At 62.7% G+C, this 25537-nt stretch carries 27 protein-coding genes and 1 pseudogene; 21 read left to right on the top strand and 7 right to left on the bottom strand.

Annotation, left to right across the window (positions count from 1 at the left end; all coding sequences use genetic code 11):
* A partial coding sequence (locus JHD77_RS33145) for a hypothetical protein (RefSeq protein WP_373683475.1) occupies positions 1–70 on the top strand: 70 nt, incomplete at its 5' end.
* 80 nt (positions 71–150) lie between these two features.
* Here the strand turns inward: JHD77_RS33145 and JHD77_RS25795 are convergent.
* From JHD77_RS25795 to mksB, 5 genes are all read right to left on the bottom strand, one after another.
* A complete protein-coding gene (locus tag JHD77_RS25795; RefSeq protein ID WP_003161946.1) occupies positions 151–1689 on the bottom strand; it encodes an ABC transporter permease in 1539 nt (512 codons plus the stop codon).
* A 20-nt stretch (positions 1690–1709) separates the two neighbouring features.
* Complete coding sequence (locus JHD77_RS25790; RefSeq protein WP_003095046.1) at positions 1710–2717, bottom strand: iron ABC transporter substrate-binding protein; 1008 nt, start codon at positions 2715–2717, stop codon at positions 1710–1712.
* A gap of 111 nt (positions 2718–2828) precedes the next feature.
* Complete coding sequence (gene mksF / locus JHD77_RS25785; RefSeq protein WP_003121055.1) at positions 2829–5675, bottom strand: Mks condensin complex protein MksF; 2847 nt, start codon at positions 5673–5675, stop codon at positions 2829–2831.
* Positions 5672–6367: an Mks condensin complex protein MksE gene (mksE, locus tag JHD77_RS25780; protein ID WP_003095041.1), complete on the bottom strand. Its 696-nt coding sequence runs from the start codon at positions 6365–6367 to the stop codon at positions 5672–5674. The genes mksF and mksE overlap by 4 nt, the downstream gene beginning before the upstream one ends.
* Positions 6357–7655, bottom strand: coding sequence for an Mks condensin complex protein MksB (gene mksB / locus JHD77_RS25775; RefSeq protein ID WP_003095037.1), 1299 nt, complete (start codon positions 7653–7655; stop codon positions 6357–6359). The genes mksE and mksB overlap by 11 nt, the downstream gene beginning before the upstream one ends.
* Before the next feature lie 284 nt (positions 7656–7939).
* Here mksB and JHD77_RS25770 point away from each other — a divergent pair, with 284 nt between their 5' ends.
* The 8 genes from JHD77_RS25770 to can all read left to right on the top strand — a co-directional run bounded on the left by JHD77_RS25770 (position 7940) and on the right by can (position 14937).
* Positions 7940–8542: a hypothetical protein gene (locus JHD77_RS25770; RefSeq protein WP_003095035.1), complete on the top strand. Its 603-nt coding sequence runs from the start codon at positions 7940–7942 to the stop codon at positions 8540–8542.
* Positions 8543–8746: 204 nt separating this feature from the next.
* Entirely contained in the window at positions 8747–9793 is a 1047-nt protein-coding gene (locus JHD77_RS25765) for a DUF6160 family protein (RefSeq protein ID WP_031755323.1), read from the top strand.
* A 1-nt stretch (position 9794) separates the two neighbouring features.
* Positions 9795–10814, top strand: a complete 1020-nt coding sequence (locus tag JHD77_RS25760; protein WP_003095031.1) for a hypothetical protein — start codon at positions 9795–9797, stop codon at positions 10812–10814.
* Between the two features lie 30 nt (positions 10815–10844).
* The gene (locus tag JHD77_RS25755) at positions 10845–11381 is read left to right on the top strand and encodes a DUF6160 family protein (RefSeq protein ID WP_003113522.1); all 537 of its coding nucleotides are present in this window, start codon (positions 10845–10847) and stop codon (positions 11379–11381) included.
* A 259-nt stretch (positions 11382–11640) separates the two neighbouring features.
* Positions 11641–12342: a hypothetical protein gene (locus JHD77_RS25750; protein ID WP_003121053.1), complete on the top strand. Its 702-nt coding sequence runs from the start codon at positions 11641–11643 to the stop codon at positions 12340–12342.
* Positions 12339–12791, top strand: a complete 453-nt coding sequence (gene rimI, locus JHD77_RS25745) for a ribosomal protein S18-alanine N-acetyltransferase (protein ID WP_003095025.1) — start codon at positions 12339–12341, stop codon at positions 12789–12791. The genes JHD77_RS25750 and rimI overlap by 4 nt, the downstream gene beginning before the upstream one ends.
* Before the next feature lie 198 nt (positions 12792–12989).
* Positions 12990–14228, top strand: a complete 1239-nt coding sequence (locus JHD77_RS25740; RefSeq protein WP_003113524.1) for a C69 family dipeptidase — start codon at positions 12990–12992, stop codon at positions 14226–14228.
* A gap of 61 nt (positions 14229–14289) precedes the next feature.
* Positions 14290–14937, top strand: coding sequence for a carbonate dehydratase (gene can / locus JHD77_RS25735; protein ID WP_003095021.1), 648 nt, complete (start codon positions 14290–14292; stop codon positions 14935–14937).
* A gap of 69 nt (positions 14938–15006) precedes the next feature.
* Here the strand turns inward: can and JHD77_RS25730 are convergent, their stop codons facing one another.
* On the bottom strand, positions 15007–17235 hold the full coding sequence (locus tag JHD77_RS25730) for a TonB-dependent receptor (protein ID WP_003099265.1): 2229 nt from the start codon (positions 17233–17235) through the stop codon (positions 15007–15009).
* A gap of 150 nt (positions 17236–17385) precedes the next feature.
* On the opposite strand from JHD77_RS25730, the pseudogene JHD77_RS32485 reads away from it, so the two are divergent.
* From JHD77_RS32485 to JHD77_RS25710, 5 genes and pseudogenes are all read left to right on the top strand, one after another.
* Positions 17386–17511 (top strand): annotated as a pseudogene (locus JHD77_RS32485) (phage integrase); the annotation flags it as partial.
* A gap of 52 nt (positions 17512–17563) precedes the next feature.
* On the top strand, positions 17564–17842 hold the full coding sequence (locus JHD77_RS25725) for a type II toxin-antitoxin system RelE/ParE family toxin (protein WP_003113526.1): 279 nt from the start codon (positions 17564–17566) through the stop codon (positions 17840–17842).
* Positions 17843–17853: 11 nt separating this feature from the next.
* A complete protein-coding gene (locus tag JHD77_RS25720; RefSeq protein WP_003099268.1) occupies positions 17854–18159 on the top strand; it encodes a HigA family addiction module antitoxin in 306 nt (101 codons plus the stop codon).
* Positions 18160–18776: 617 nt separating this feature from the next.
* Complete coding sequence (locus tag JHD77_RS25715) at positions 18777–19952, top strand: reverse transcriptase family protein (RefSeq protein ID WP_071557852.1); 1176 nt, start codon at positions 18777–18779, stop codon at positions 19950–19952.
* A complete protein-coding gene (locus JHD77_RS25710) occupies positions 19939–20640 on the top strand; it encodes a retron Ec48 family effector membrane protein (protein WP_152959654.1) in 702 nt (233 codons plus the stop codon). The genes JHD77_RS25715 and JHD77_RS25710 overlap by 14 nt, the downstream gene beginning before the upstream one ends.
* 2 nt (positions 20641–20642) lie before the next feature.
* Here the strand turns inward: JHD77_RS25710 and JHD77_RS25705 are convergent, their stop codons facing one another.
* Complete coding sequence (locus JHD77_RS25705; protein WP_058175552.1) at positions 20643–20978, bottom strand: hypothetical protein; 336 nt, start codon at positions 20976–20978, stop codon at positions 20643–20645.
* Between the two features lie 446 nt (positions 20979–21424).
* Here JHD77_RS25705 and JHD77_RS25700 point away from each other — a divergent pair, with 446 nt between their 5' ends.
* The 7 genes from JHD77_RS25700 to JHD77_RS25670 all read left to right on the top strand — a co-directional run bounded on the left by JHD77_RS25700 (position 21425) and on the right by JHD77_RS25670 (position 25536).
* Positions 21425–21697 carry a hypothetical protein gene (locus JHD77_RS25700; RefSeq protein WP_058175553.1) on the top strand — a complete coding sequence of 91 codons (273 nt, stop codon included), beginning with the start codon at positions 21425–21427 and terminating at the stop codon, positions 21695–21697.
* 175 nt (positions 21698–21872) lie between these two features.
* Entirely contained in the window at positions 21873–22163 is a 291-nt protein-coding gene (gene pflM / locus JHD77_RS25695; RefSeq protein WP_152959653.1) for a lysogeny maintenance protein PflM, read from the top strand.
* A gap of 515 nt (positions 22164–22678) precedes the next feature.
* Positions 22679–23113, top strand: a complete 435-nt coding sequence (locus tag JHD77_RS25690) for a hypothetical protein (RefSeq protein ID WP_009875803.1) — start codon at positions 22679–22681, stop codon at positions 23111–23113.
* A gap of 121 nt (positions 23114–23234) precedes the next feature.
* The gene (locus JHD77_RS25685) at positions 23235–23486 is read left to right on the top strand and encodes a hypothetical protein (protein WP_003115979.1); all 252 of its coding nucleotides are present in this window, start codon (positions 23235–23237) and stop codon (positions 23484–23486) included.
* A 12-nt stretch (positions 23487–23498) separates the two neighbouring features.
* Positions 23499–23747 (top strand): major capsid protein, encoded by a 249-nt coding sequence (locus JHD77_RS25680; protein WP_003125072.1) that lies wholly within the window; start codon positions 23499–23501, stop codon positions 23745–23747.
* Between the two features lie 135 nt (positions 23748–23882).
* Positions 23883–25175: an attachment protein gene (locus JHD77_RS25675; protein WP_370695154.1), complete on the top strand. Its 1293-nt coding sequence runs from the start codon at positions 23883–23885 to the stop codon at positions 25173–25175.
* A gap of 4 nt (positions 25176–25179) precedes the next feature.
* A complete protein-coding gene (locus JHD77_RS25670) occupies positions 25180–25536 on the top strand; it encodes a DUF2523 family protein (protein WP_003114150.1) in 357 nt (118 codons plus the stop codon).
* Position 25537 lies beyond the last annotated feature (1 nt).

Here is a 25537-nt window from a genome sequence, read left to right as displayed (position 1 = left end):
CGATTCGGCCAATGACGAATGGTTGGAGTGGGCGCCGAAGATTCCTCTGAAGGAAACCGCCCGCCGCTGATTGTCGGACCGGCAAAAAGAAACGCCGCTTACCTGGGTAAGCGGCGTTTTCGTTCATGCCTGCCTGCTGGGAAGTGGGTGTCAGTGAGTGCTGAGATGCGCCCGGGTGGTCAGCAGGTACACCGGCAAGCCGGAGATCAGGATCAGCAGCGCGGCGTAGGGTGCGGCGGCAGCGTACTCCAGGTTGGCGGTGTGCACCCAGACCGAGGTGGCCAGGGTCGACAGCCCGGTGGGACCTAGCACCAGGGTGGCGGTCAGTTCCTTCATGGTGTCGAGGAACACCAGCACGAAGCCGGCGCCGATGGCCGGCGAGATGATCGGCAGGGTGATCCGCAGGAAGGCCATCAAGGGCGTCTGGCCGAGAGTGCGGGCGGCTTCCTCCAACTGCGGCGAGGCCTTTTCCAGGGCCACGCGGATCGGTGCCTGGGTCAGCGGCATGAACAGCAGGGCATAGGCGACCAGCAGCAAGCCGGTGGTCTGGTAGGTGGCTGGCAGGTAGTGCAGCGAGAAGTACACCAGCGAGAGTGCGATCACCAGTCCCGGCAACGCTTGCAGCAGGTACGGCAGGCGCTGGGTCCAGCGCGCCAGGGCGCCGGGGTAGCGCACCACCAGGATGCTTACCGGCAGCGCCAGCAGGCAACTGAGCAGGGCCCCGCCGAAGGCCAGCGACAGGGAGGAAAGCAGGGTCGAGGCGATTTCCATCAGCGGGAAGCTGGCCGAGGAGCCTTCGTACAGCCAATAACCGAGCATCACCAGGGGGATACCGGTACCGACCAGCACCAGCGTCGCCAGCAGCGCCTGGATCGGCCACTTGCCAAGCCCCAGGCGGACCCGTTCGGCCCGCCGCGCGCTGCCCTGGCCGGTGCGTACCAGGCGGCCGCGGCCGCGCATGCGCAACTCCAGCCAGAGCAGCAGGAAGCACAGTGCCAGGAGTACCGAGGAGAGCATCGCCGCGGTGGCGTTGCTGAACTCCAGTTCGAACTCCTGGTAGATGGCTGTGGTGAAGGTCTGGTAGCGCAGGATCGACAGCGCGCCGAACTCCACCAGCATGTGCAGCGCCACCAGTAGTCCGGTGGCGGCCAGGGTCGGGCGCAGCAGCGGCAGGGTGACCCGCAGGAACACCTGGCGCCGCGACAGACCGAGCATCCGCGCCGACTCCTCCAGGGAAGGATCGATGCCGCGCAGGGTCGCTGCTACCGGCAGGTAGACCAGCGGATACTTGGACATGGTCATGACCAGGATGGCGCCGCCGAGGCCTTCGTACATCGGGCTCAGCGAAACCCAGGTGAAACTGCTGACGAAGGCGGGGATGGCGAACGGCAGGCACAGCACCACGTTCCAGAAGCGCCGCGCCGGCAGGTCGCTGCGCTCCACGCACCAGGCCAGGGCCAGGCCGAGCAGGGCGCTGAGCAGGGTCACGCCGAACATCAGCCACAGGGTGTTGCCCAGCAAGCGGAATACGTAGGGGCGCCAGAGCAGTTGCCAGGCGCTGTGCCAGCCGGCGTCCCAGGCCTTGGCCGCGACGTAGAGCAGCGGCAGGCTGGCCAGCAGGGCGAGGAGCAGGACCGGCAGGAGCAGCCAGAATGGCGTTCGCCGGCGCGAGCCCGTGCGCAGGCGCACGGGCGTGGAGGCGGCGCCGATCAATTCAGGCCAACGTCGCGTTCGAGGCTGAGGGCCTCGCTGGCCTCACCCAGATCGGCCGGGGTCAGTTTCGGTGGGTCCAGTTCGGCGAACGGCTTCAGCGCCGGATCGGCCTGCATCCCCTTGCGCATCGGGTACTCGGCGGACTGGCTGAGGATCGCCTTCTGGCCTTCCTCGCTGAGCATGAAGGCGACGAACTGCTGGGCTTCCCTGGGGTGCTTGCTGGACTTGAGCACCGCGGCGCCGGAGACGGTGACCAGCGCGCCCGGGTCCTGGTTGCCGAAGTAGTGCAGGCGCGAGTTCAACTCGCCCTTTTCCTTCTTCAGGGTGTACCAGTAGTAGTTGTTGATCAGCGCCATGTCGACCTCGCCGTTCTCCACGGCTTTCATGGCGGTGACGTTGTTGGTGTAGATCGAGCCGAAGGCCTTCAGGCCGGTCAGCCAATCCTCGGCTTCCTCCTGGCCCTTGAGCTTGATCACTGCGGCGACCTGTTCGAGGAAGGCGCCACTGGTGGGCACGAAGCCGAAACGGCCGGACCAGGACGGATCGGAAAGATCCATCAGGCTCTTCGGCAGATCCTTCTCGTCGATCTTCTTCGGGTTGTAGGCCAGTACCCGGGTGCGGGCGGTGATGCCGATCCAGTCACCGTTGCCGCCGGCGTGCTCCGGCTCGACCAGGGCCAGGGTCTCTGGCTCCAGCTTGGCCAGCAGGCCGGCGCTGGCCAGGCGGATCAACGGTGGCGATTCCTCGGTGTAGAGCACGTCGGCCGGCGAGCGTGCGCCTTCCTCGGTGATCTGGCTGGCGAGTTGGCCATCGCCGCCCTTGCGGATCTTCACCTGGATGCCGGTCTTGTCCTGGAAGGCCTTGGCGATGGCGATACCGGTGGCGGCGTGCTGGCCATTGTAGAGGGTAAGGGTGACGGGATCGGCCGCCGCATTGAGGGAAAGCGAACCGAGCAGGCACGCCAGGGCGGCGTGGCGGAAACGGTTGAGAAGTCGAACAGGCATGGATTCTCCCCGTGGGTTACAAATGCGAATGTAACCAATTATATCTTCGCGGGAGCCTCGGGCCTATCGGAAAAGTCCACGGCCCTGTCAGGCAGGGCCGTGGCAGACGCTTCACGCCGGTTCGCCGGCTTCCTCCGGCTCGCTGGCTGCGCGGGTTTCGCCGCTGGCGGCGGCATCCCGGCGACGGATGTATTTCCAGTCCGCTTCGTCGATATAGATGCCGTTCGGGCCGCTACCGCCTTCCAGGTCGATCGCCACGTGTGCGGAAACCTGCGGCTTCACGCTCGCCAGGATCGGCACGAAGCCCAGTTGCAGGCTGGTCTCCAGCAGCGCGGCCTGGTTGCGCTCGTCGATGTCCGCCGCCTCGTCCAGGTAGTAGGGCAGGCGCACGCGCCCGGCCTGCTCGCGGTCCATCAGGTGCAGCAACAGGTACATGTTGGTCAGCGCCTTGATGGTCATGGTGGTGCCGTTGGAGGCGGCGCCGTCGATGTCGGTGTGCATGATCGGCTGGCCGTTGACCTTGGTGATCTCGAAGGCCAGTTCGAACAGGTCCTTCAGGCCCAACTGGTTGTGGTTGGCGGCGACCAGGCGGGCCAGGTATTCCTTGGCCTCCTCGTTCTTCGCGTCCTGCTCGGCGCTCTGGGTCAGGTCGAACACCGAGAGGTTCTCGCCTTCCTCGTACTGGCCGGCGCTGTGGATGATCTGGTCGATGTGCTTGAGCGCATCCTTGTTCGGCGCGAGGACGATGCGGAAGCTCTGTAGGTTGGAAACCTGGCGCTTGTTGATCTCGCGGTTGAACAGGGCCAACTGGTGTTCCAGGTTGTCGTAGTCGCTGCGGATGTTGCGCAGGGTCCGGGCGATGTCGGTGACCGCCGCGCGGCGCGCCTTGGCCAGCGTCAGGGCCTCGTCCTGGCGATGCGCGTAGGCGTTGATCAACAGCTTCAGGCGGCGCTCGGTGTCGTCTTCGCTATCGAACTTGGCGACGCCCTTCAGGCGCACCTGGGCGTACAGCGCCTCGATCTGCCCGTCGATGCGCTGCAGCGCCTGCCAGGTGTCCTGGTAGTCGTTGAGCAGCGGCAGCAGGTTGTCCAGCGAGTCGTCCACCGGCTCCATGAACGGCGTGCCGAAGGGCAGGTCGGCCGGCAGTAGCTGGCGGCGGCGCAGGGCATCTTCCAGGGTGCGCTCCTTGGCCTCCAGGTCGCCCAGTTGCCGGGCCACCAGTTGCAGGCGCGCGGAGAGTTGCTGGACGCGCTCGGCGAAGGCGTCGCTGGAGCGCTTGAGTTCGTCCTGGGACGCCTCCAGCTGGGCCAGTTCGGCGAGCTTCTCGGGCTCCTCGGCGGTCAGCGTCTGGGTGCGGCGGAAGTCTTCCAGGGCCTTCTGCGCATCCAGCACGTCCTGGTACAGCTTCTCCGCCTGGGCCTTGCTCGCGGCGCGGTCGGCAGCGACGCTCTGCTGGGTCTTGAGCTGCTTCAGCTCCTTCTCCAGGCGTTCCTTCTGGTCGCGCAGGGCGGCGCGGTCGGCCAGGGCCTGCAACGCCGGCGGTTCGATGTGCGACAGGTCGATGCTCAGTCCGGGAGCCTCGAAATGCTCGCCCTTGAAGTGGTCGAGGATGGCTTCGACGCTCTTCACCCAGACGTCGCCGTCATCCAGGTTCACCCCGTTCTCGCCGAGCGGCAGGCTGAACAGCGCGCCGTTGAACAGACGCATCAGGCGTTCCACGTCCTGCTGGCTGAACTCCTCGCGCAGGCGTGCGTAGCTGTTGTTGTCGGCGTGTTCGAGCTGCTGGCGGACGTTCTTCAGGCGTTTTTCCAGGTCGCGCAGGCGCTCTTCCAGGTCTTCGCTGGAGAACTGCCGCGAATGGGCCAGGGCGCCGGCCAGTTCGTCGTGGGCATCCTTGGCGGCGAGCAGCTGTTGTTCGAGGACCTTGGCGTCGTCGACCAGGGCGAAGCGGGTCTTGAGCACCGACAGCTCGCCGAGCCAGCGCTGGATGCCGGCGATCTCGCGCTCCAGGCGCATCAGCTCCTGGGTGCCGCCACGCTGTTCGTTCTGCAGGCCGTCCTGCTCGGCGCGGTATTGCTCGTGCTGGATCAGCAGTTCCTCGCGGCGCGCCCCGGCGTAGTCGTGCCAGGTGCCGAGCAGGCTGTCGAGCAGCGGTGAAAGGCGGTGCATCTTGCCGCGCAGTACGTCGCGCTGGGTCACGCCGTTGGCCAGGGCTTCCACCAGCGGGCCGGCGGCGACCAGCGCCTGGTAGTCCTGCTCCATCCGCCGCACGTCGCGGAAGGCCTCCTCGCAGGCGGCGATGTAGTCGACATTACCCGAGCGCAGGCTGTGCTCGAAGGCGTCGAGGAACAGCTGCTTGAGCTTGGCCGCGGTGATCTCGCGCATGTGCAGCAGGTTGATGAACAGCGAGCGGAAGGTCTTCAGGCTCTGCTCGCTGGTGGAGCGCAGCGGGATCATGGTCAGGTCGAGCGGGATCGACGTGTGCCCGCCGACCAGCAGGCGGCGCAGCTCTTCCGGCTTCACCTCGTAGGCCTTGAAGCCTTCGCGCTCAAGGTTGGCGAACAGCTCGCGCTGGCGCAGGCAGGTACCGTTCTTCTGGTAGTGGTCCAGGCTCAGCTCGCCGGCGTAGGCGAAGAACTGGTGGCCGAAGCCGCCGCCCGGGCCGCGCCCGGCCACGCCGATCACGTGCGGACCGTGGGGCAGCATCAGTTCGAGGAGGATGTAGCTGGTGTCCGAGGCGAAGTAGAAGCGCCGCGACTGCTCCATGCTGTACTTGCCGAAGCTCATGTCCGACAGGCGGGCAAGGATCGGGAACTGCAGGGCGTTGATCGAGGCGCTCTTGCCCAGGTTGTTGGCGCCGTAGATCGACAGCGGGTTTTCCAGCGGGAAGATACCCAGGCTGTAGCCGGCGGTATTGAGCAGGGCGAAGCGGCGGATGCCGTAGCGGGTCTGGCTCATGCGTCAGCCTCCTGTTGCGCGTGTTCTTCGGCGATGGCGCGGGCGAGGGCGTCTTCCTCGCTCTCTTCGGACAATTCTTCGTCGCTGGCCATCAGCGGTTCGATCTCGCCGTCATCGACCAGCACCGGCGTCTGCAACGGCAGGTCGGCGTGCAGGCTGGCGGACAGGTTGCGGTCCTGCTGCACCGACAGGCAGACGTCGAGGAAACGGTGCATCGGCGGCATGAAGCGGTACACGCCGCTGTCCTCGGAGGCGAAGCCGAGCTGGGTCAGGCGGCGCATGACTTTCTCTTCCAGTTCTTCCTGGGTCTGCACCTCGGCCTGGAGGAACAGGTCGCGGTATTTCTCCAGCAGCGGCGGCAGCTCTTCGCGGCCGATGCTGCCGCCGTCCAGCACGGACAGCGGGTCGCGGCCCTGGTCGGCGAGGTGTTCGACGAGGATGAAGGTGAACAGCGCCAGGCGTTGGGCGGTCTTGTTCACCTGGGCGCCGACCTGCTCCGGGACGAAGTAGTAGAAGCCGCGGGTGTCGCAGACCAGCTCGAAGCCCATGGCGCGGAACAGGCCGCGGTACTGGTCCTGGTGCGAGGACAGCTGGGTGTACAGCTCGGGGTCGCGGTGGCTGATGTGGTAGCCCTTGAACAGCTCGCGGAAGATCGGCGCGAGCTGGGTCAGTTCGGAGAGATCAAGATGCATGGGTTTCGCTCGCGGAAAGGGTGTCTGCGTCCCTGGCCTGGCCCTTGTCCTTGGCGGCGGGGTTCAGGGCGAAGGAGCAGAGGCTGACGCAATGTTCGGTGGTTTCGTACTCGCGGCGTTGCAGGCGTTCGCGCTGGAAGCGCGCGTCGCGCGACAGCCGGGAGAACCAGTAGAGCAACTCGTCGGTGGCGCCGTCCGGTTCCTGGGCCAGCAGCCATTGCATGAGGTCCGGCAGCGGCAGCGCCGCCTGGCAGCGCTCGATCATTTCCCGCGCGGTCCGCGGTGGTCGCGCCGGCCCGTTGCTCTTGCGCGTGCCGCTGGACTTGGGGAACTGCGCCGGCTTCGGCTCGAAGCGGGCGAGGGCGAAGACGTAGCTCTCGACCTGCGAGGCGGTGCCGAGGAAGGTGCTCTGCGGCCGGGTGAACAGCGGCATCGCCGCCTGCGGCACGGCGTCCAGGCCCTTGCGCCGGATCGCCGCCAGCGCCAGGGCGGCGCCACGGGTCACCGCGTTGTGCCGGCGCGCTTCCTCGCGCAGCGGCAGCAATAATTCGCGGGCGCGGCGCAGGGTCAGCTGGGCGTTGGTCTGCATCTCGAGGATGCGCGCGTGGGTGCGCAGCACCAGGTCGTCGTCGACCAGGTGGCCGAGGCGCTGCTGTTCGCCGAGCAGGCGCAGCAGGACCTGTTCGACCCGCCGCACGCCCTGCTCGAAGGCGCCGTCGGCGCTGACCAGCTGGATCATCGGCTCGACGTACTCGTCCCAGGTCGCCAGGACCTCCGCGTAGCGCTGCGCCAGGGGAATCTGCCGGTCGCTGGTCTTGGCCCGCTCGGCCACGCCGATCAGTGCCTGCTCGTCATTGCCGAGCTTCTTCAGTACATCGCGCACGCGCATGTCGAGTAGTCGCAGCTGGCGCGCCAGGTCCTGGCTGTCGCGGGTCTCGAAGGCGTCCTGGATGTACCCGGCGAGGCGCTCCAGATGGCGCAGGTAGGCCTCGATCTCCAGGCACAGACCAAGGCGATGCTCGTGGCGCAGGTAGGCGAGGAAGTCGTGGATCTGCGCGTTCAGCTCGAAACGGTTGGGGCTCTTGGCCACCGGGACCAGGATATCCAGGCGGATCCACTGGTCGAGCAGGGCGGTGATTTCCGCCGGGTTGCTTTCCGGTAACTGGGTGTTCAACTGGCTGCGCAGTTCCGCCAGGCTCAGGGTGCCGGCATCGAAGCGCTCGCAGAGAGGCTCGAGCAGGGCCCAGTGTTCGGCAAGCGCACGCAGTACGCGTCGGGGGTCGATCATCGGGAGGGCCGGTCCGTGGAAAAAGCGCCGATTGTACTGCAAAGGCACGGGCGACGCAGACGCCGCCGATGAGTGCGATGCAGGCCGTCGACACGTCTGCGGCGCAGGTACGGGCCCGGTATCGGTGGATGGCATCTGGCTATCACCGAAGTGTCGAAAAGCGGCAGTTTATGACTGCGTAAGGACTTTCCTGCCCCGCCTGGTCCGGGGAATGGGGCTTCCAGGGGCTGGCACGCTTTCTGCTGAAGTCCCCTGGCCTGTCTATTCCAAATGAATGCCGACTCTTGAACGACGCCGCCTACGCCGAGGCCCGCTGGGCCGAACTGCAGAACCAGGGTGACCTTGCCTGGGACCTGGATGCCATCACCAACCGCAGCGAGGCGATCGCCTTCCTCAAACGTTTCGAGAACCGCCTGTGCATCTACTCGGCCTATGTCGAGAAGCTCTACAGCAACTACAGCTTCGTGATTCCCGAGAGCGACCATGGCGGCATCACCATCCTGCCCAGCGAGCAGGCCTGGCACGACACCTTCCACGATATCCCGCTGGCCGCGGTGGAGCCCACCGGGATCCATATCCTGCCGGGCGAGACCATGGGCTATCGCGGGCTCTACCTGAAGATTCCCGGCGAGCACCGCCTGGTGGCGTCGAAGGAATTGCCGTTCCAGGAAGGGTTGAAACTGCTGATCCAGCGTTACCAGGCTCACGACGACGTGTTCCTGCCGATCCTGGTCAAGGGCGACCTGCGCGAGTACGAAGCGCGCATGCCCTCGCTACACCTGCACCGGATCAACCCCGCCCGCCTCAGCGCACACTCCCTGCTCAGCCTCAACGCCATCAAGGGCGCCATCGCCGACCATCTGATCGGCCTGTTCCGCCAGCAGTGAAAGGCTGACGTTACCCCCGTGTGACGATGGGTAACATCCATCCTGGCCGAGCGACCGCTCATCCGCTGCAGCGAGCGCGGCGACCGCGTCGTTCGCCGGTTTTTCTCGACTATGGGTCGGCCCCGATTCGCCCGGGGCTTTCTATAGTGACTACAGGTCGCAGTGTCTCTGCCGTCGGCCACGAGAAGAACAAGAGGTGAGCCCATGTCCCGTCGTCTGCCCTTCCTGCTGCGTTGCGCGCTGTTCTGCGGCGCCGGTCTGCTGGCTGCCACCGCCCAGGCGAGGATGGAGTCGCTGGACGACGACCAGCTTTCCGACGTGGTCGGCCAGGCCTTCATCAACCTCACCACCGACGCCGCCAACGGACTGAACTTCACCCGCATCAACTTCGGCGCCGACATCGAGACCCAACTGAACATGAAGAAGCTGCAGTTGGGCCAGTACAACCGCAGCGGCGAGCTTGCCGGCAGTGCCGACATCGCCATCGACAACTTCGCCCTGGGCACGGTCAACGACACCACCGGCGCGATCAGCCCGTTCCTCATCAGCAATCCCTACATCGAGTTCGCCTACGACGGCAGCAAGATGGTCGGCATCCGTATCGGTTTCGGCGAAGCCAAGGGCTACCTCTCGGGCGATATCAAGACCCTCACCGGCAACGTGCCGGTGGACCTGTACGGCACCGGCAGCCAACTGGGAGGCAGCATTTCCTGCGGCCTGCTGGCCCTCGACTGCCTGGCGGCGAAGACCGCCATCACTCTCACCGGCAGCTCTCAGTACACCGCCCAGGCAGAGCTGGTGAACAGCTCCGGCAACCCCGACCCGATCCGCGCTGCCATGATCGGCCTGAAGAACGGCACGGCCCTGGACATGCACGACAGCACCATCATCGGCAGCCTGGTGAACGTCCTGCTGCCCTTCCTGACCTCCAACGACTGCAAGCTGATGGGCGCCCAGACCTGCTTCAACCTGGCCCAGTACCAGTCGTTCCCGATCGGCACCGTGGATCCGAACAACGCGCAGAACTTCATCGACTCGTCGAAAGGCTTCTTCATCTCGATGCAGAGCCAGAACGTCCAGTGGCGCGACCAGCAGGATCCCTCCAAGCTGGTCGCCGCGCTGGCCGGTGCCTTCCTCAACATGTCGCGCAACGCCGATGGAACGGCGCCGATCAAGGTCGACTTCGGTCAGGCCTTCAATGGCATTCCACGGCAGGACACCTGCCTGGGCGGCCTGAACAAGGGCTGCTGAGATGAGTCGCGCCTGCCTGCTCGCGGCCCTGCTGGCCGCCCCCTTCGCCCATGCCGAGATGACAGCGCTCGACGACGAGCAACTGTCGGACGTGCAGGGTGCCGGCATCGGCTTCGTCCTCGACAGCGCCATGGTCGACGGCAACAAGGCCACCATCGCGATCAATGGCGTGACCAACACCGCCACCGGGCAGAACGTGCCGATCACGGTAAAGGAGCTGTACGTCGCCGCCACTGGCAGCAACAAGGGCAGCACCCTGGCGCCGGTGACTCTCGGCCGTCTCAATTTCCCGTTCAAGCTGAATCTGGCCAAGGGTTCGGTGCTGACCACCCAGCTCGACGACGGGCGGGTGGTCAGCACCTTGCCGGACACCGCGGACGTGATCGAGCTGGCTTTCCCCAGCCTGGTGAGCGGCGCCGGCGGCCAGCCGTGCATCGCTGGTTACGCCGGTGCCGGCAGCAACTGCTCGAGCCGGGCCAGCGAAAAGGTCGACGCCGGCATCCGCTTCGACTTCGGCGTCACTTCCACGCGCACCGATGTGCTCAACCTGGACTTCTCCGAACTGGCGATGGACGGTTCCTACCTGCGCTTCTGGGGCGCCAACGCGCGCAGCCAACTGGTTGGCGAGATGCGCCTGAACCTCTACGCCAAGACTTTCGAGATCATGTCCTGCGGTGCTGGCTCGCCCAGTTGCGTCAGCGCCGCCGAGCAGGCCGCGCGCACCGTCTACCTGACCAACGCCTATGCCAGCGTCGCGCTTGGCTACGGGAAGTCGCAGCCGTTGCTGTTCTCGGTCACCGCCGACGGCAACTTCACTTTCGAACTGCCCAAGCTGACCCTGGCCAACGCCGCTGACTTCTACGCCAATGCGCCGCGCACCAGCCTGGTGATCGAGAACCTCAACATCGGCGGTACCCGGCCAGGCTACGGGCAGGTACCGACCGGCGGCTACAACATGGGCCGCAACGAGATATCCGGGCTCAGCTTCAACTACCTGAAGGTGACGTCGCACAACCTCTGAGGTGGCGGCGGGAAACGAGGTACGCAGCACATGGCCAAGCAGACTCATCCACTGGCAGGCGGCATCGGCATCCTCGCGGCGCTGGCGCTGCTGTTCAGCGCTTCGGCCGGGGCCGAGTTGCGCTCGCTGGGCGATAGCGATCTGGACGACGTGGTCGGCCAGGCCGGGATCAGCATCAGCGCCTCGCTCAATCTCCAGGAAAATCCTTCGCAGACGCGCTGCGCCGGCGGCTGCGGCGCGCGCCTGGCGATCCAGCCGGCCGGCAGCGGCAACAACTACCTGGTGATCGACGATATCAGCGGCAAGTTCAGCTTCGACGAAGTCACCCTGGACGTGGTGACCATCAAGGACGGCTTCGGCGGCGACGGCGCCGCCTTCAACCGCCCGGTGCTGCGCGTCGGCCTGAAGGACACCAGCTTCCAGGACCTGAGCTTCACCATCGCTGGCGCCAACAAGGCGCGCGGTACCGATCCCGGGCTGGTGCAGACCAACCTGGTCAGCGCACGCATCGACGGCACCCTCAAGCTGCAGGGCAACGTCAATATCTTCACCGTCGCCCCGCGTTGAGGGCGAACCGTCGCATGGCGGGACAAAGCCGCTCCGCCGAGGTCGAAGAACCGCTATCATTGCCTGCCTGAACGCCGGGGGCGAAACCGTCCCCGCGCATCGCCTAATTGCCGGTGCCCGAGATTTGATCGAAGAACAGCGTCGCCGCGCCTTCCTGGGCGCGATGCAGATAACCAGTTGGCTGCCCCGCCAGCCGTTGCCGTTCGCCGCACCCTCGCGGCCGGAGTTGCTGGAGACCCCGCCCCGGGAAGAGCCGGCGGTGCCTGTGCGTGCGCGCGCCGCGATCGATGCGCCGCAGGCCCGCGTCCCGCAAGCCGAGGCGCCGGCCAGCGCGCCGAGCGTGGCTCCCGCCGCGCCCGTGGAAGGCCGGGGGATCCCGATCAGCCTGCCGAAGCCGGGCGCCCCGGCGGCGAAGAAAGCCGAGCCGGTCGCGCCGGTCGAAGAGGCCCCGGCCGAGTCGCCGGCGGTCCAGGCCCCGCCGCCGCGCTTCGCCTTGCAACTGCTGCAGGCGGGCTCCTGCACCCTGCTGGTCGAACTGCCCACCGGCGAACCCTTCGCCAGCCGCGATCCGGGTTACCTGCTGCTGCGCGACCTGCTGCGCGCCGCCGGCCTGCCGGACAGCCCGCGGCTGATCGGCGAACCGGTACGCTGGCCGCTGCTGGCGCGCGGCAACCTCGACCAGGGGCCGCAGGCGGCCCTGGAGTTCGTCCAGAGCTTCGTCGCCGCGCGCATGGAGGAGAGCGAGCGTAGCCGCTGCCTGTGGTTGGTCGGCCTGCCGGCGATCCGCTTCGCCGGCGAGGGCGACGAGGGCAGCCTGTTCCGCGAGCTGCAGGTGGACGGTCTGGGCGCAACCTGGGCCGTGCCAGGCCTGGAAGCCCTCATGGAAGAACCCGCCCTCAAGGGCGAGCTGTGGCGCGCCATGCGCCGTGTCCGTCAGCGCTGGTCGAGCGAGATTCAATGAGCGATGCGATTTCCTTCCGCCCGATGACCGAGGCGGACCTCGATGCCGTGCTGAAAATCGAATATGCCGCCTTCAGCCACCCCTGGACCCGTGGCATCTTCAGCGAAGGCCTGAAGAACTACCATTGCTGGCTGATGTTCGAGGGTAGCCAGCAGGTCGGCCATGGCGTCATCCAGATCATCCTCGACGAGGCGCACCTGCTGAATATCACGGTGAAGCCCGAAAGCCAGGGGCGTGGCCTCGGTCTGCGCCTGCTCGAACACCTGATGCGCGAGGCGGCCGGCCACCAGGCTCGCGAATGCTTCCTCGAAGTGCGCGCTTCCAACCAGGCCGCCTACCGCCTCTACGAACGCTACGGTTTCAACGAGATCGGCCGCCGTCGCGACTACTACCCCGCCGTCGGCGGGCGCGAAGACGCCCTGGTCATGGCCTGTACCCTGTTCGACTGAGGCTTGCTCCGCTTCCCTGCCGGCAACTAGCTATCACTTGGAGTAGCTGGCTGGCCTTCTGGCACCGCCGTACCCTTACCAGCATTCCGATTCTCGCCTGCATACCGCAGGCAGGTCCCTTCATGCGGTAACCCTTCGCGGGAGTGCGAAGTCAGGTCGACAGCGGCCGGTGGCAGGATGCGCAGACTGGAGCCCCCCATGTGCGACACCCTGATCCTTCGCCACCAGGGCCAGACCTGGTTCGCCAAGAACAGTGACCGCGAGCCCGCCGAACCGCAGCGTCTGCTGCGCCTGCCGGCGGTGCGCAACGATCCGGAAGCGCGCTTGCGCACCACCTATCTCGACATTCCCCAGACCGCCCAGCGACATGCGCTGGTGATCAGCCAGCCGAGCTGGATCTGGGGCGCGGAAATGGGCGTCAATGAGCACGGCGTGGCCATCGGCAACGAAGCGGTGTTCACCAAGCTGACCCGTCAGCGCGGCACCGCGCTGCTCGGCATGGACCTGCTGCGCCTGGGACTGGAGCGCGGCGCCAGCGCCCGCGAGGCGCTAGAGGTGATTACCGGGTTGTTGCAGCGTTACGGCCAGGGCGGCCCGGCCGGCTACCGCGACAAGCGCATCCGCTACGACAACAGCTTCCTCATCGCCGACCCCGGCGAAGCCTGGGTGCTGGAAACCGCCGGCAACCTGTGGGCGGCGAAGAAGGTCGAGCGCTGGGCCATCTCCAACGCCCTGACCCTTGGCCACGAATTCGACCTGTGCAGCCGCGACCTCGAGGACCAGGCTCGCCGCCAGGGCTGCTGGGATGGTCGCGGCGACTTCCACTTCGCGCGGGTCTTCGACACCCGCCTGCTACCCTGGGTCGGCGGCGCGCACCGGCGCTGTCGGATCAACCAGCGCTTCCTCGACAGCCTGCCTGGTGAGCCGGACTGGCACGCGCTGTTCGCCGCGCTGCGCCACCATGGCCCGCGCGGGGACCACTTCCGCCGCCACAACAACCGCCAGGTATGCATGCACGCCGGCAGCTTCTGGCGGCCTTCGCAGACCACCGCCAGTCTGGTCGCCCGCTTGCGCGACGACGGCCCGTTGCTGGCCGCCACCGGTACTTCGGCGCCGTGCCTGGGACTGTTCCAGCCGCTGTCCTTCGATCCGGCCTCCGGCGCCGCCGTGCTCAGCCAGCCGCGCGAGGCGGTACAGGAGTCCCCCTGGTGGCGCTTCGAGGCGGTGCACCGCCGCGCGCTCACCGACCGCGCCTTCCGCCGGCTCCTGCGCAGCGGCCGCGATTGGCTGGAACGGGAACTCTTCGCCGACCTCGAACAGCCCGACTGGCCGCGCCTGGCAGAGGATGCCGCAGCCTGGCACGCCTGTTGGCATGATCAGGTCGCCATGCAGCCGCTGGCGCAGCAGCGCTGGTGGCGTAGCCACGCCGCGCTGTGACGCTTGTCAAACGGGCATCGCCTTCCGTAAGGTGCTGCACCGGTCAAACGAGGGGCATGCCATGAGCGACTTGCAGCAACTGTTCGAGAACAACGTCCGCTGGGCCGAAGCGATCAAGCAGGAAGACCCGGACTTCTTCGCCAAGCTGGCCCGCCAGCAGACCCCCGAGTACCTCTGGATCGGCTGCTCCGACGCGCGGGTGCCGGCCAACGAAATCGTCGGCATGCTGCCCGGCGACCTGTTCGTCCATCGCAACGTCGCCAACGTCGTGCTGCACACCGACCTCAACTGCCTGTCGGTGATCCAGTTCGCCGTCGACGTGCTCAAGGTCAAGCACATCCTGGTCACCGGCCACTACGGCTGCGGCGGCGTGCGCGCCTCCCTGCACAACGACCAGCTCGGCCTGATCGACGGCTGGCTGCGCAGCATTCGCGACCTCGCCTACGAATACCGCGAGCACCTGGAGCAGTTGCCGACCGAGGAAGAGCGCGTCGACCGCCTCTGCGAGCTCAACGTGATCCAGCAGGTGGCCAACGTCAGCCACACCAGCATCGTCCAGAACGCCTGGCACCGCGGCCAGTCGCTGTCCGTGCATGGCTGCATCTACGGGATCAAGGATGGCCTGTGGAAGAACCTCAACGTCACCGTCAGCGGCCTCGACCAGTTGCCGCCGCAGTATCGCTTGAGTCCGCTGGGCGGTTGCTGCTGAGAGAGGCGGAAGCTCTTTCCCACGAGTTCCCCTCTCCCTGGAGGGACAGGGGAACTGTCGAGGACGGCTTCAGAACTCCACGCTATACGTCAGGCTGTAGGTCCGCCCCCGTCCCTTGTAGTCGAACAGTCCCGCTGGTGCGAGCCCGCCGTAGTAGACCTGCGCGCGTTGTCCCCAGACCGTGGTGTAGTCCTTGTCCAGCAGGTTCTGGATGCCCGCGGTGAGGGTGCCCACCGGCAGCGCCTGGGTGCCGAGCAGGTCGAACAGCGCGTAGCCGTCGATCTTGTTGCCCGGCTCGTCGTTCAGGTTGAAGGTGCGCACGCCCTGCAGGCGCAGGCTGCGCTGGTCGTCCTTCCAGCCGACGAAGGCGCCGGCCTTGGACGGGCTGGCCGAGGTCACGTCCTGCTTCAGCCAGCGGCCGTCGACCTTCTCCTGGGAGCGGATGGCCAGGCCGTTGACGCCGACCTGCCAGTGATCGTCCAGCCAGTAGGTAGCCTGGCCCTCCAGGCCGTAGTTGCGCTTCTTGGTGTCCTGCTGCAGCACCGCCAGGGTCTTCGAGTCGTACTTGATGCTCTTGTCCGACCAGGAATAGAACGCCGCCACCTGGGTATCCAGGGCACCGTCGGTGTGCCGCCAGCCCAGCTCGACCTGCTTGGTCTTGATCCCGTCCAGCGGCGAGTCGTTCACGCTGACCCCCTGCAACAGCGGGTAGTGGCCATTGCCGTCGGCTGCGCCGTAGCGTCCGAAACCGTAGTACTTGGCCGGATCCGGCAGCTCGAAGCCTTCGCTGTAGTTGGCCCAGACCTGTTGTTGCAGGTTCAGCTTGTAGATGGCGCCGACGTTGACCAGGTTGACGTCGTAGTCCTTGCTCCCGCCCGGAACCGCGTCGGCGGTCTTGCCGAGGCCGTTGGCGATGAGGATCTGCTGGTTCGCCGCAACGAAGTCGCTGACGTCGGTGCTCATCGACTGGCGCCGCACGCCGGCGCTCAGGGTCAGGTCGTCGGTGGCCTTCCAACTGCCCTGGAGGAAGAAGGCGCGGCTGTCGGTATCGATGTCCGGGTAGCGGCCCAGCTTGGCCTGTTCACTGGCTACCAGCCCGCCGCTGGCGGCGGCGAGCGGCAGGTTGAAGAGCATCTGGTCGGACGTGAATTTTTCCCGGTCCAGGTCCACCCCGTAGGTCAGGCTGGCGCGCTCCCAGGTCTTCACCAGGGCCAGTTTCATCCCGTAGTAGTCGGTGTCCTGCTGCGAGGCCGAGTAGTAGGAGGTGCCGTAGTTGATCGCGCCGCTATTGCTGTAGCGGATGGTAGGGAAGGGATTGAAGGCCATCTTCTCGTTGCGGTAGTAGGCCTGCAGGTAGAGGTCGTGACCCAGCACTTCCGGCGCGTGGTAGGTGGCGTTGAACTGATGGCGCTTGCTCTCCGGCTCGCGGTCGAGGTCGACGCCGCCCTTGATCGAATAGGGTGCCCGTCCGCGCAGGGCGTCGAAGTTGCGCCCAAGATCGAGGCCGCGGTCGCCGTCGTAGCCGGAGTCGTAGTACTGCAGGCCGAGATCGAGGCTGTGGCCATTGGCGAAAGTGAAGCCAAGGCTGCCCATCAGGTCCACCGACCTGTTGTACTGCAGGTCGGTCTGGGTGATGTCCGTCAGTACCTGGTCGCCACTGCCGTCGTAGGCCGCTCCGTTCTTCTGGTAGGCGATGGCCAGGCGGCCGTTGAACAGGTCGTTGCCGCCGCTGATCGACTGCGCCGCGCGCAGGTCGTGGTCCTCATGGCTCTGGAAGCCGCTGCGGGCGCCCAGCTCGGTGTTGAAGCGAGTGTCGCCGCCGACGCCCTTCTTGGTCACGATGTTGATGATCCCGCCGGTGGCGCCGCCGCCGTACACCGCGCTGGCGCCGGACATCACCTCGATGCGCTCGATGTTGAATGGGTCGATGGAGTCGAACTGCCGGCTGATGCCCCGTGAACTGTTCAGCGACACCCCGTCGATCATCACCAGTACGCTGCGTCCGCGCAGGTTCTGGCCGTTGTTGGTACGACCCTGGGAGCCGATATCCAGGCCCGGGATCAATTGTCCCAACGCCTCCTTCAGCGGCACGCCGGCCTGGGTCTGCTGGTCCAGTTGCTCGCGCTCGATCACCCAGACCGTGCCGGGCAACTCGCTGATGCTGGTCGGCGCGCGCGAGCCGATCACCACCATCTGCTGCTCCACCGGATCGGCAGCCAGCGCAGGAGCGGAAAACGAAGCGAAGAGGGACAGGGAAAGCGCCAGGGGAGCCGGGCGCAAAGGGATGGAGCGGGGCATGAGGAGATTTCCGAGTTGCTGTTGTTTTGATGGGCGGCAAAGCTAAACAAATCGATAATGATTATCAAATGATTCGAACTGTTTCAATGAGGCATGCCTGGCATCCAAAGCAAGATGAAATGCCTGACACGGGGCGCTGCGCATGGCGTGGCCCTACAGCGGATCCTCGGGCATTCCTCGATGATGATGCGGTATGCACATCTGTCGCCGGAGCACTTGGAATCGGCGATGCGCTTTTCTCCGATTACTCAGTCTGGCTACAAATTGACCACATGAGGATCTGTGGTAATCTGTAGTGAAGTTAACGCTTAACGTTAAGGGTTAATGAATGATTCTGACCTTTCGCTGCGACGAGACTCGTCAGCTTTTTGAGACGGGTCTTTCGAGGCGGTGGGGAGCGATCCTCACAGTCGCTACGCGTAAGCTTGCAATGCTTCATGCGGCTACGGAGCTTCGAGACCTGCGCTCTCCACCTGGAAACCGGTTGGAGCCGTTGCAGGGAAAGCGGGCGGGCCAACATAGCATCAGGATCAATGACCAGTGGCGTGTCTGTTTCGTCTGGACGGATGCGGGTCCCGAAGAAGTCGAAATAGTTGATTACCACTGAGGAGGTGGACCATGGCTACCAATGGTATGCGCCCCATCCATCCTGGGGAAATATTGCGCGATGAGTTTCTGATGGAGTTGGATATCTCTCCAGCTGCTCTAGCACGCGCTTTGAAAGTCTCCGCTCCGACAGTGAACGATATCGTTCGTGAGCAGCGTGGTATCTCCGCAGATATGGCGATTCGTCTGGGGCGTTACTTTGATACGTCCGCTCAGTTCTGGATGAATCTCCAGAGTGAGTATTCGTTAGCAACTGCTTATGCGGCGAATGGCAAGCAGATCGAACATGAGATTGAGCCGCTGCTTGCTCACGGATAGCAGTGACGTTGATCGTAGAGCCCCGCAGATGCGGGGCTTTTTTATGCGAACCGTAAATCGGTAAAGGGGGGCGTAGACGGTTTGTAGTCTGCCGACCAAAACAAAAAGGGGTTAGCTTGCGCTAACCCCTTGAAAAATATGGTGGCTACACCGGGACTTGAACCTGGGACATCAGCATTATGAATCGCATGAATACGTCCTCAGTTATCGCTAACACCCCATGTAGATGGCTTTCGGGCGTATGACAACCCTAGGTGAACCCCGTCATCGCTAGGTTAGGGGGGGGATGTAGTCACCATGGCCAGGGAAGGGATCTGACTGGTGCTTGCATTTTCGAGTGGAGGCGAACTAATATCAAGGAGCACAGGCGCTCCGCCTTGTATGTGACATTCGAGCTGAAAGACCCAAGTTGTTTGGCTGTTTTTTGAACAGCGATCTGCAGGGGTGACTTTGTAGATCACGTGGGGTGGCGCGGCAGAGCTTTCTTAGGCTGTCGATAGCGTAATCTCGGTGATTGGCCGTGCTCGTAGAGTAGAGGCAGTCCTTCTTTGGGGTGGCTCGAACATTAACATCTCTACTCTATTTCCCTCGCAAGAGGGCAGCCGGCCAATGTACTTATGGATGAGCTAAAAGTACGCCTAAAAGACGGCGTTGATCCAATACAGTCAGTAGATAATCTCTGTTCCGCTCTGGACATCCCTCGTTCTGAACTAGACGAAGTGCTAGCGCTGTCTGATGATGAGCGCTACATTGAAATATCTCTTCCCAAAAGCAATGGCTCTCGACGTCTGGTATACGATCCCCATCCTCGGCTCAGACGTATTCAGAGACGTATTAAAAGCCGGCTTTTAGTGTCTCAGATTTTGTATCCTAGATATCTATATGGATCTTTGTCCGATAGTGAGTATCCTAGAGACTATATTCGTTGTGCTTCGATTCACTGTGGTGCAAAAGTCTTACTAAAGGCTGATATAAAGAATTTTTTCGATAATATATCTCGCCGTTTGGTTCTTGAGATTTTCGAGAGAGTTTTTCATTATCCGGAAGAAGTTTCAGATGTTTTGTCTGATCTATGTACTAGAGCGGGGGTTGTTCCTCAGGGAGCGTCTACTTCTAGCTTTCTAGCGAATCTTTGTTTGTTGAATGAGTGGTGTTTCGTTAGAGATATTCAATATGAGAAATTAAGATATACAAGGCTTGTTGATGACATAACGATATCATCTACTACTACTGGGAAAGATCTGAGTAGATGTATGCGTACGTTAACGGCTATGATTGAAAGTGCAGGTTTTGAACTCAATGAAAATAAAACAGGAATAGAACATGTTACCACTAAGGCTTTTTCCGTTCATGGTTTGAGGATTAACAAGCCAAGTCCATGTTTGCCTCGGGAAGAAGTTAGAAGAATAAGGGCTGATGTTCATAATCTAAAGCGTAAAGCTTCGGTTCCAAATGCACGCGTGAGTTTTGAATATCGTAAGCTTTATGAGAGCATTTCCGGCAGAGTGAATAAGCTAAAGCGGCTTAACCATGGCAGGTATAATGAGTTGAGGAGGCAGATGAATGCAATTCTACCCTTGCCCTCAACGAAAGACATAAAGAGATGCCAGATTATGCTGGCTACGCTAGAGCGTGATTATGATCTGCATCGGGACTCTTATCTCTATAAGTTAAGGTACTCAAGACTTATACATCGCTTAGGTATATTGAAAAGAATATATCTTCATGAGGCTGCCGCAATACGAGATGCGCTACAAGATTTAAAGCCGGAATTTGTAAATGAAGCCGATTAAAATTCTGTTGTGTATACTTTCTATTATTTTTGCTGGCCTCATACTTGCCTGCTTTCCGGCCTATGATGTGGTGTCTAAAAATAAGCTTTATTTTTGTTTCTCGTCTGGGTGCTTTAATACCGCCTCTGAGCTTTTTGCTGAGTCTCTTTCTATTGTTAAAAACTCGGCTCTGATAGCGGCTTATGTAGCTGCCTTGGTGGGATCTTATATAGGCTTAAAAACTTTCAAGGAGACGCGTGATAGGGATGCCTACACTAGGCATACAGGAAACATTTCAATTTTTAAGGACGAGCTTGAGAAAATTCTTCCAGGTTCAGTTTTGAATGCTGATTCTTTAAATATCAACAAATTTTATATGTGCATTTTTAAGGGGTCGCGTTCGGGAGATATATCTGTGTCGGATGGCTATATTCAGATTGTTAAGGGATTAAAGAATTGTGTGGAGTTGACTAGCGCTCAATATGGCGGAGACTCTCATGGTGCTGCGGGTGTACGTATAGAACATCTTAATGAGATGTTGGCGCTTTTAGATGCTGTTGGTATTATTATTGAGGAGCCTGATATAGGGCGTCTTATTGAGTTGGAGTCAGGTATATTCGAATTTTTAGATAAAGTAAACTCTCGTCTAACAGATGTTGAGATAAAACTTTCAAATCTTAGGAGAGATTACTCGGTACATTCTTTCTGATGTCACCACGTTTTTGTTCTCAGTCCATCCATGCATTCTTTGACGTCATCATCTATGACGTTTCCAGGCTTAATGCATTCCTTCATGGTCTTCCGCACGCCTCTGTTCGCTTCCCTTTCGCGTTTGTCCTGCATCTTGAGGGTCTTCCTTGCGGCGTCCCCTACCATGCCATCCGTACCTGCCATGAACTCGGTCATTATGCGGCTAAATCCTGAGCCGAGAGCCTCCGCGATGGGCGCTGTCGCCTCGCCGGCCTGAGTCGCTAAAGGCTTGGATTCTTCTGCGTATGCGAAGCCGCAAAGCGTCAAAAGTACGATGGTGGATGCAACTGCTCTCATTCCCTCTCTCCTATCCTTGAAGCGAACCAGCGTTCCGCTGCTCTCCTGGTGATCGCTATCCCGCGTTGGGACTGCTTAAGTTTTTATTTGCCTCGTCGAATGCCGGGCTTACGTGGCCGTTTTGGGGCTCGATTCTTCCAGATATCAGCCACAAGGCATATTGAGGAAAGGCGTCTGCCAGGATGCCGACTTCCTCAGTGCTGATCCTGATTTTTCCGCCGCTGATATTTCTCCAGCGTTCGTAGTTTTTCCCACCTAGCTCGCTCAAGTGTTTCGGGCCTACGGTCCTTATCAATTGAAGCGCTCTATCTCTAACTGCATCCATAAGTGAAAAATTCAATCGGAGTAGGATTTACTCAGTCGGTTGGCATGAGTAATATTCACTCATGAGTAACTGTTACTCAAATGGCTTGAGTGGTAGCAGCTTGGGATTATAGGGGGTTCGCATGGAAGAGTCTGGAATAGTGGGCTTCACCGTCACAGGTGCTGTGGAAAAGATCACGGACTTCCGCACCGCGCCGTTCTGCTCGCAGGCGGTCTTCGCGCAGATGCTGGGTCTGGAAGACATCACGGAAGACGTGGTGCGGGGCTGGGTGGAAACCAAGACGATTCCGACTGCCAAGATTGGCCGTCGCCGCGTGGTGAACCTGCACCGTATTCGCCGTGACCTCGACCGGGGCAAATCGATCTTCTGCCAGGGTGATTACGATGCCGAGTGATCGCCCAGTGCCGATGGAAACCTTCCAATTCTGTTTCGCGGGCATCGTTGGCAGCGTCTCCGGTAGGGTCGTGACCTGGGGCGGCCTGACTGTCGATATCGACCGGATAGAGAACGCTTGGCTTCGTCGGGCGATTGAAGACTATCGCTGTGGTCGCAGGGGGCAGAAATGAGCCATGGCCGCCAGTCCCTACTACCTGCGCCAAACCCACGCCCCGGACTGCGCTTGCTCTGTGTGCTGGTCCGCAAGGCAGGCCATCCCATTGTACAGCCCGTCGCCGTGTCCGGACTGCCGGCCCCCTGGGCTGCCCTATCTGGAAGATGGCCGCTGGCTCTGCCGTCCCCGTTCCTTCTGCGCGAAACACGACCCGTCCCGGCGTCCGCCGAAGTACTGGCACGTTGTGTACGACAGCGGGAAACCCACGCCCTTTGTGCCCGTGCGCGAAGCATTCCAACTGGAGGGCTGAACCATGCTCGTTAACACCCTGAAAGCGCTGCTCCTGCTCTGCCTGATCCAGGCCGCCCGCACCGTGGCCGATCCGGTCAAGGGCCGCGCTCCCGGCTCGTCGGAACAGCCTCACCGTTCCGGCGAACGGAAGCACGGGCGGAGCGCACCCTTGAACGCCTCCCCCCTGAAACAGCCTCCGCTGGGGAGTGTGGGGCAGCTCCTCCGCCCCGCGCTCCCGAGCCCTCGGCGGCAAGAGCGGGATGACAAGGGCAGAGCCCTTGGTGTTGCTCTGCGGGTTCCAAGGGGAAGCGTTCCCCTTGGCCGTCGGAGACGACGTTGCGATAGGGGTCGTTACCCGGATGGGCTGAGACGAACACCCGTGGTTGGCTTGGTTCGCTAGCGAATAGAGCCCGGCCCGCAGGGATCGCCCGACAAATCACTTTCACCCAACACCGCTGAATGAAGGCGAAACAGCCGAATTTGCAGCAGCGGGACAACTCACGCCGAAAAAGGCGAATTGAAGGAGAAACACCGATGAACATGTTTGCAACCCAAGGCGGCGTCGTCGAACTGTGGGTCACCAAGACCGACACCTACACCTCGACCAAGACCGGGGAAATCTACGCCTCGGTCCAGTCCATCGCTCCGATCCCGGAAGGTGCCCGTGGCAACGCCAAGGGCTTCGAGATCAGCGAATACAACATCGAGCCGACCCTGCTGGACGCCATCGTCTTCGAAGGCCAGCCGGTGCTCTGCAAGTTCGCCAGCGTGGTCCGCCCGACCCAAGACCGTTTCGGTCGGATCACCAATACCCAGGTCCTTGTGGATCTGCTGGCCGTGGGCGGCAAGCCGATGACGCCGACCGCCCAAGCCCCGGCTCGTCCGCAAGCGCAGGCCCAAGCCCCGCGTCCGGCCCAGCAGCCGCAGGGCCAGGACAAACAAGACAAGTCTCCGGACGCCAAGGCGTAAGCCGTAGGAGGCCGCGATGCTCCGCTATCTCTCGCTGTTCGCGGTAGGTCTGGCCACCGGCTACGCCTGGGGCTGGATCGACGGCCTAGCGGCCTCCCTGGCTGTTTGAGGACTGATCGCTATGTCAGGCGTTGTCGCTGTGCAGGTGTGTACCGCGTGGACCTCGACCCCCGAGGGCTTCATGGCGTGTCGCGAACTCGCATGGCAACAGGCCTACCTGATTCCGCCCGAGGCCGCTGGATACGTGGACATCCTGGTCAACGGTGGTTTCTCCCCGGAAGCCTTCGGCATCGGTGCCGCTGGCGTCCTGGGATCGTTCGTGACGGGGCTTTTGATTGGCTGGGTCGCGTCACTTCTTCGTAAAGCCAAGTAGAGAGAAAACACCATGAAAGCAATGAAGCAACGCATCGCCAAGTTCAGCCCGGTCGCCTCGTTCCGCAACCTGTGCATCGCCGGTTCCGTCACTGCCGCGACTTCGCTGCCGGCCTTCGCCGGGGTGATCGACACCAGCGCGGTGGAATCGGCGATCACCGATGGGCAGGGCGATATGAAGGCCATTGGCGGCTACATCGTCGGCGCCCTGGTGATCCTGGCCGTTGCCGGCCTGATCTACAGCATGTTGCGCAAGGCGTAACGGGTGCTCTGGTCGGTGTGGTTGGGGGCGTTCTTCGCCGGCGCCTTCATCACCGGGTACCGGACCGGCGAATTCTTCTAACCGAACAGACCGAGGCGGAAGCCCCCTCCGGAGTTTCCGGCAGGGGGCTTTTTCATGGGTGACTGGATGAGTAACAACGCACGTTCCGGCCTTGGCCGACTTCTTTCGCTGCTGGGTCTGCTGGTCTCGCTGCTGTGGCATTCCTTGGCGAACGCGGACTTCTACCAATGGCAGATTTCCATCCCTGGAGAGCCCACGGCCTTCTTTCCATCCTATACGGCGGCGTGCCAGTACTACTTCGATAACACGTCGGCCAACTGGCTAAAGGAAATCAACAAACTGAGCTACAAGGAAGTTCAGTGCAGTGTTTCGGGTACTGGCGGAATCACCTGGCAGACGAAGACTGCCATCTTGACTGGTGATAGCTGCCCTCCAGAGCAAGAGCTCGATCCGGCCGATGGCGCCTGCAAGCCGCCGCCCGAAGAGTGCAAGGAAGGCGAACTGTTTCCGGCCAAGGGCCCGGACTCGCCTGTTGTCACCTCGGGCGGGCGGAACTATGTCGGCGACGGCGGCGCACCGAGCGCCTGTTATCAAAGCTGCGAGTACGGCGGCAACCCCAGCCCGGCCAGTTGCTATCTGGTCAAAGGCTCCACCACGACCGGCTTCTGCAATTACATCCTCAAGGGCACCGGACAGAATTGCGGTGCCGATTCCTACACCTTCGCGCAGACCGGCGATTCGCTGAACCCACCCGACACCCCGAACACCGATCCCTCCGACCCGAACGATCCCGGCTGCCCACCCGGCTGGTCGTGGTCGGGGACTACCTGCGTCAAGACCCCGACCGATCCCACGGATCCAACCGACCCAACCACGCCGGGCGGTGATGGCGACGGCGGCGGCGATGGCAATGGCGGTGGAGACAACAACGGCGGCGGCAACGACGGCGGCACCGGCAATGGCGGCGACGGCAGCGGGGGAGGGGACGGCAACGGCGGGGGCGATGGTAGCGGCGACGGTGACGGCAGCGGCACGGGCGGCGATGGCAACGGTACATGCGACCCGGCGAAAGAGAACTGCTCCACCGGCCCCGAAGGCCCCGGCGGCGAACTCAAGGAACCCACGCCCGGCACCTGGGATGACGCCATCGCCACCTGGGAAAAGAAGGTCGAGGAAGCCAAGAAAGAACTCAAGACCAAGGTGAAAGCCAACGTCGACCAGATGAAGGGTGCCTTCGACCTCAACCTGGCGGAAGGCGGCGGGCAACTGCCCTGCGAACCCATGACCATTTGGGGCAAGTCCTACTCCCTCTGTATCTCCGACTACGCCGGCCAACTCTCCAGCCTGCGCGTGGCGCTGCTGCTGATGGCCGCGCTGATCGCCGCCCTCATTCTGCTGAAGGACTGACCCTATGGAATGGCTCTCCGGTTTTCTCGATCAGATCATCGCCTTCTTCCAGTGGATCTGGGATTTCTTCGCCCAGGGCATCTATGACTTCGTGCGCGACGGCCTGGTGGTCGCCACCAAGGCGTCGATGTACGCCGCGCTCCAGACCCTGATCCTGCTGATCGATGTCAGCTACACCGCCGCCCGCGAACTGATCGACAGCCTCGGCGTGCCGCAGATGATCCGCAGCATGTATGCCGCGCTGCCGGGGCCGATTGCGGCGGGGCTGGCCTTCTTCGGCGTGCCGCAGGCGTTGAACATCATCATGGTCGCGGCGGCGACGCGCTTCTGCATGCGCTTCGTGCCGTTCATTGGGAGGTGAT

The organism is Pseudomonas sp. P20, from assembly GCF_016463925.1.
GTDB lineage: Bacteria > Pseudomonadota > Gammaproteobacteria > Pseudomonadales > Pseudomonadaceae > Pseudomonas > Pseudomonas aeruginosa.
The sequence above is the reverse complement of the archived record's forward strand: the minus strand, read 5'-3'. Positions and strand labels throughout refer to the sequence as shown.

What these genes read in the sequence shown, in the direction of transcription:
- JHD77_RS25675 (WP_370695154.1), top strand. Translation starts at nt 23,883, where the DNA reads ATGGGTGACTGGATGAGTAACAACGCACGTTCCGGCCTTGGCCGACTT.
- JHD77_RS25720 (WP_003099268.1), top strand. Translation starts at nt 17,854, where the DNA reads ATGGCTACCAATGGTATGCGCCCCATCCATCCTGGGGAAATATTGCGC.
- pflM (WP_152959653.1), top strand. Translation starts at nt 21,873, where the DNA reads ATGGCCGCCAGTCCCTACTACCTGCGCCAAACCCACGCCCCGGACTGC.
- JHD77_RS25670 (WP_003114150.1), top strand. Translation starts at nt 25,180, where the DNA reads ATGGAATGGCTCTCCGGTTTTCTCGATCAGATCATCGCCTTCTTCCAG.
- rimI (WP_003095025.1), top strand. Translation starts at nt 12,339, where the DNA reads ATGAGCGATGCGATTTCCTTCCGCCCGATGACCGAGGCGGACCTCGAT.
- JHD77_RS25715 (WP_071557852.1), top strand. Translation starts at nt 18,777, where the DNA reads ATGGATGAGCTAAAAGTACGCCTAAAAGACGGCGTTGATCCAATACAG.
- JHD77_RS25680 (WP_003125072.1), top strand. Translation starts at nt 23,499, where the DNA reads ATGAAAGCAATGAAGCAACGCATCGCCAAGTTCAGCCCGGTCGCCTCG.
- mksF (WP_003121055.1), bottom strand. Translation starts at nt 5,675, where the DNA reads ATGAGCCAGACCCGCTACGGCATCCGCCGCTTCGCCCTGCTCAATACC.
- JHD77_RS25685 (WP_003115979.1), top strand. Translation starts at nt 23,235, where the DNA reads ATGTCAGGCGTTGTCGCTGTGCAGGTGTGTACCGCGTGGACCTCGACC.
- JHD77_RS25725 (WP_003113526.1), top strand. Translation starts at nt 17,564, where the DNA reads ATGATTCTGACCTTTCGCTGCGACGAGACTCGTCAGCTTTTTGAGACG.
- JHD77_RS25760 (WP_003095031.1), top strand. Translation starts at nt 9,795, where the DNA reads ATGAGTCGCGCCTGCCTGCTCGCGGCCCTGCTGGCCGCCCCCTTCGCC.
- JHD77_RS25790 (WP_003095046.1), bottom strand. Translation starts at nt 2,717, where the DNA reads ATGCCTGTTCGACTTCTCAACCGTTTCCGCCACGCCGCCCTGGCGTGC.
- mksE (WP_003095041.1), bottom strand. Translation starts at nt 6,367, where the DNA reads ATGCATCTTGATCTCTCCGAACTGACCCAGCTCGCGCCGATCTTCCGC.
- JHD77_RS25755 (WP_003113522.1), top strand. Translation starts at nt 10,845, where the DNA reads ATGGCCAAGCAGACTCATCCACTGGCAGGCGGCATCGGCATCCTCGCG.
- JHD77_RS25690 (WP_009875803.1), top strand. Translation starts at nt 22,679, where the DNA reads ATGAACATGTTTGCAACCCAAGGCGGCGTCGTCGAACTGTGGGTCACC.
- JHD77_RS25710 (WP_152959654.1), top strand. Translation starts at nt 19,939, where the DNA reads ATGAAGCCGATTAAAATTCTGTTGTGTATACTTTCTATTATTTTTGCT.
- JHD77_RS25730 (WP_003099265.1), bottom strand. Translation starts at nt 17,235, where the DNA reads ATGCCCCGCTCCATCCCTTTGCGCCCGGCTCCCCTGGCGCTTTCCCTG.
- JHD77_RS25705 (WP_058175552.1), bottom strand. Translation starts at nt 20,978, where the DNA reads ATGAGAGCAGTTGCATCCACCATCGTACTTTTGACGCTTTGCGGCTTC.
- JHD77_RS25740 (WP_003113524.1), top strand. Translation starts at nt 12,990, where the DNA reads ATGTGCGACACCCTGATCCTTCGCCACCAGGGCCAGACCTGGTTCGCC.
- mksB (WP_003095037.1), bottom strand. Translation starts at nt 7,655, where the DNA reads ATGATCGACCCCCGACGCGTACTGCGTGCGCTTGCCGAACACTGGGCC.
- JHD77_RS25765 (WP_031755323.1), top strand. Translation starts at nt 8,747, where the DNA reads ATGTCCCGTCGTCTGCCCTTCCTGCTGCGTTGCGCGCTGTTCTGCGGC.
- can (WP_003095021.1), top strand. Translation starts at nt 14,290, where the DNA reads ATGAGCGACTTGCAGCAACTGTTCGAGAACAACGTCCGCTGGGCCGAA.
- JHD77_RS25700 (WP_058175553.1), top strand. Translation starts at nt 21,425, where the DNA reads ATGGAAGAGTCTGGAATAGTGGGCTTCACCGTCACAGGTGCTGTGGAA.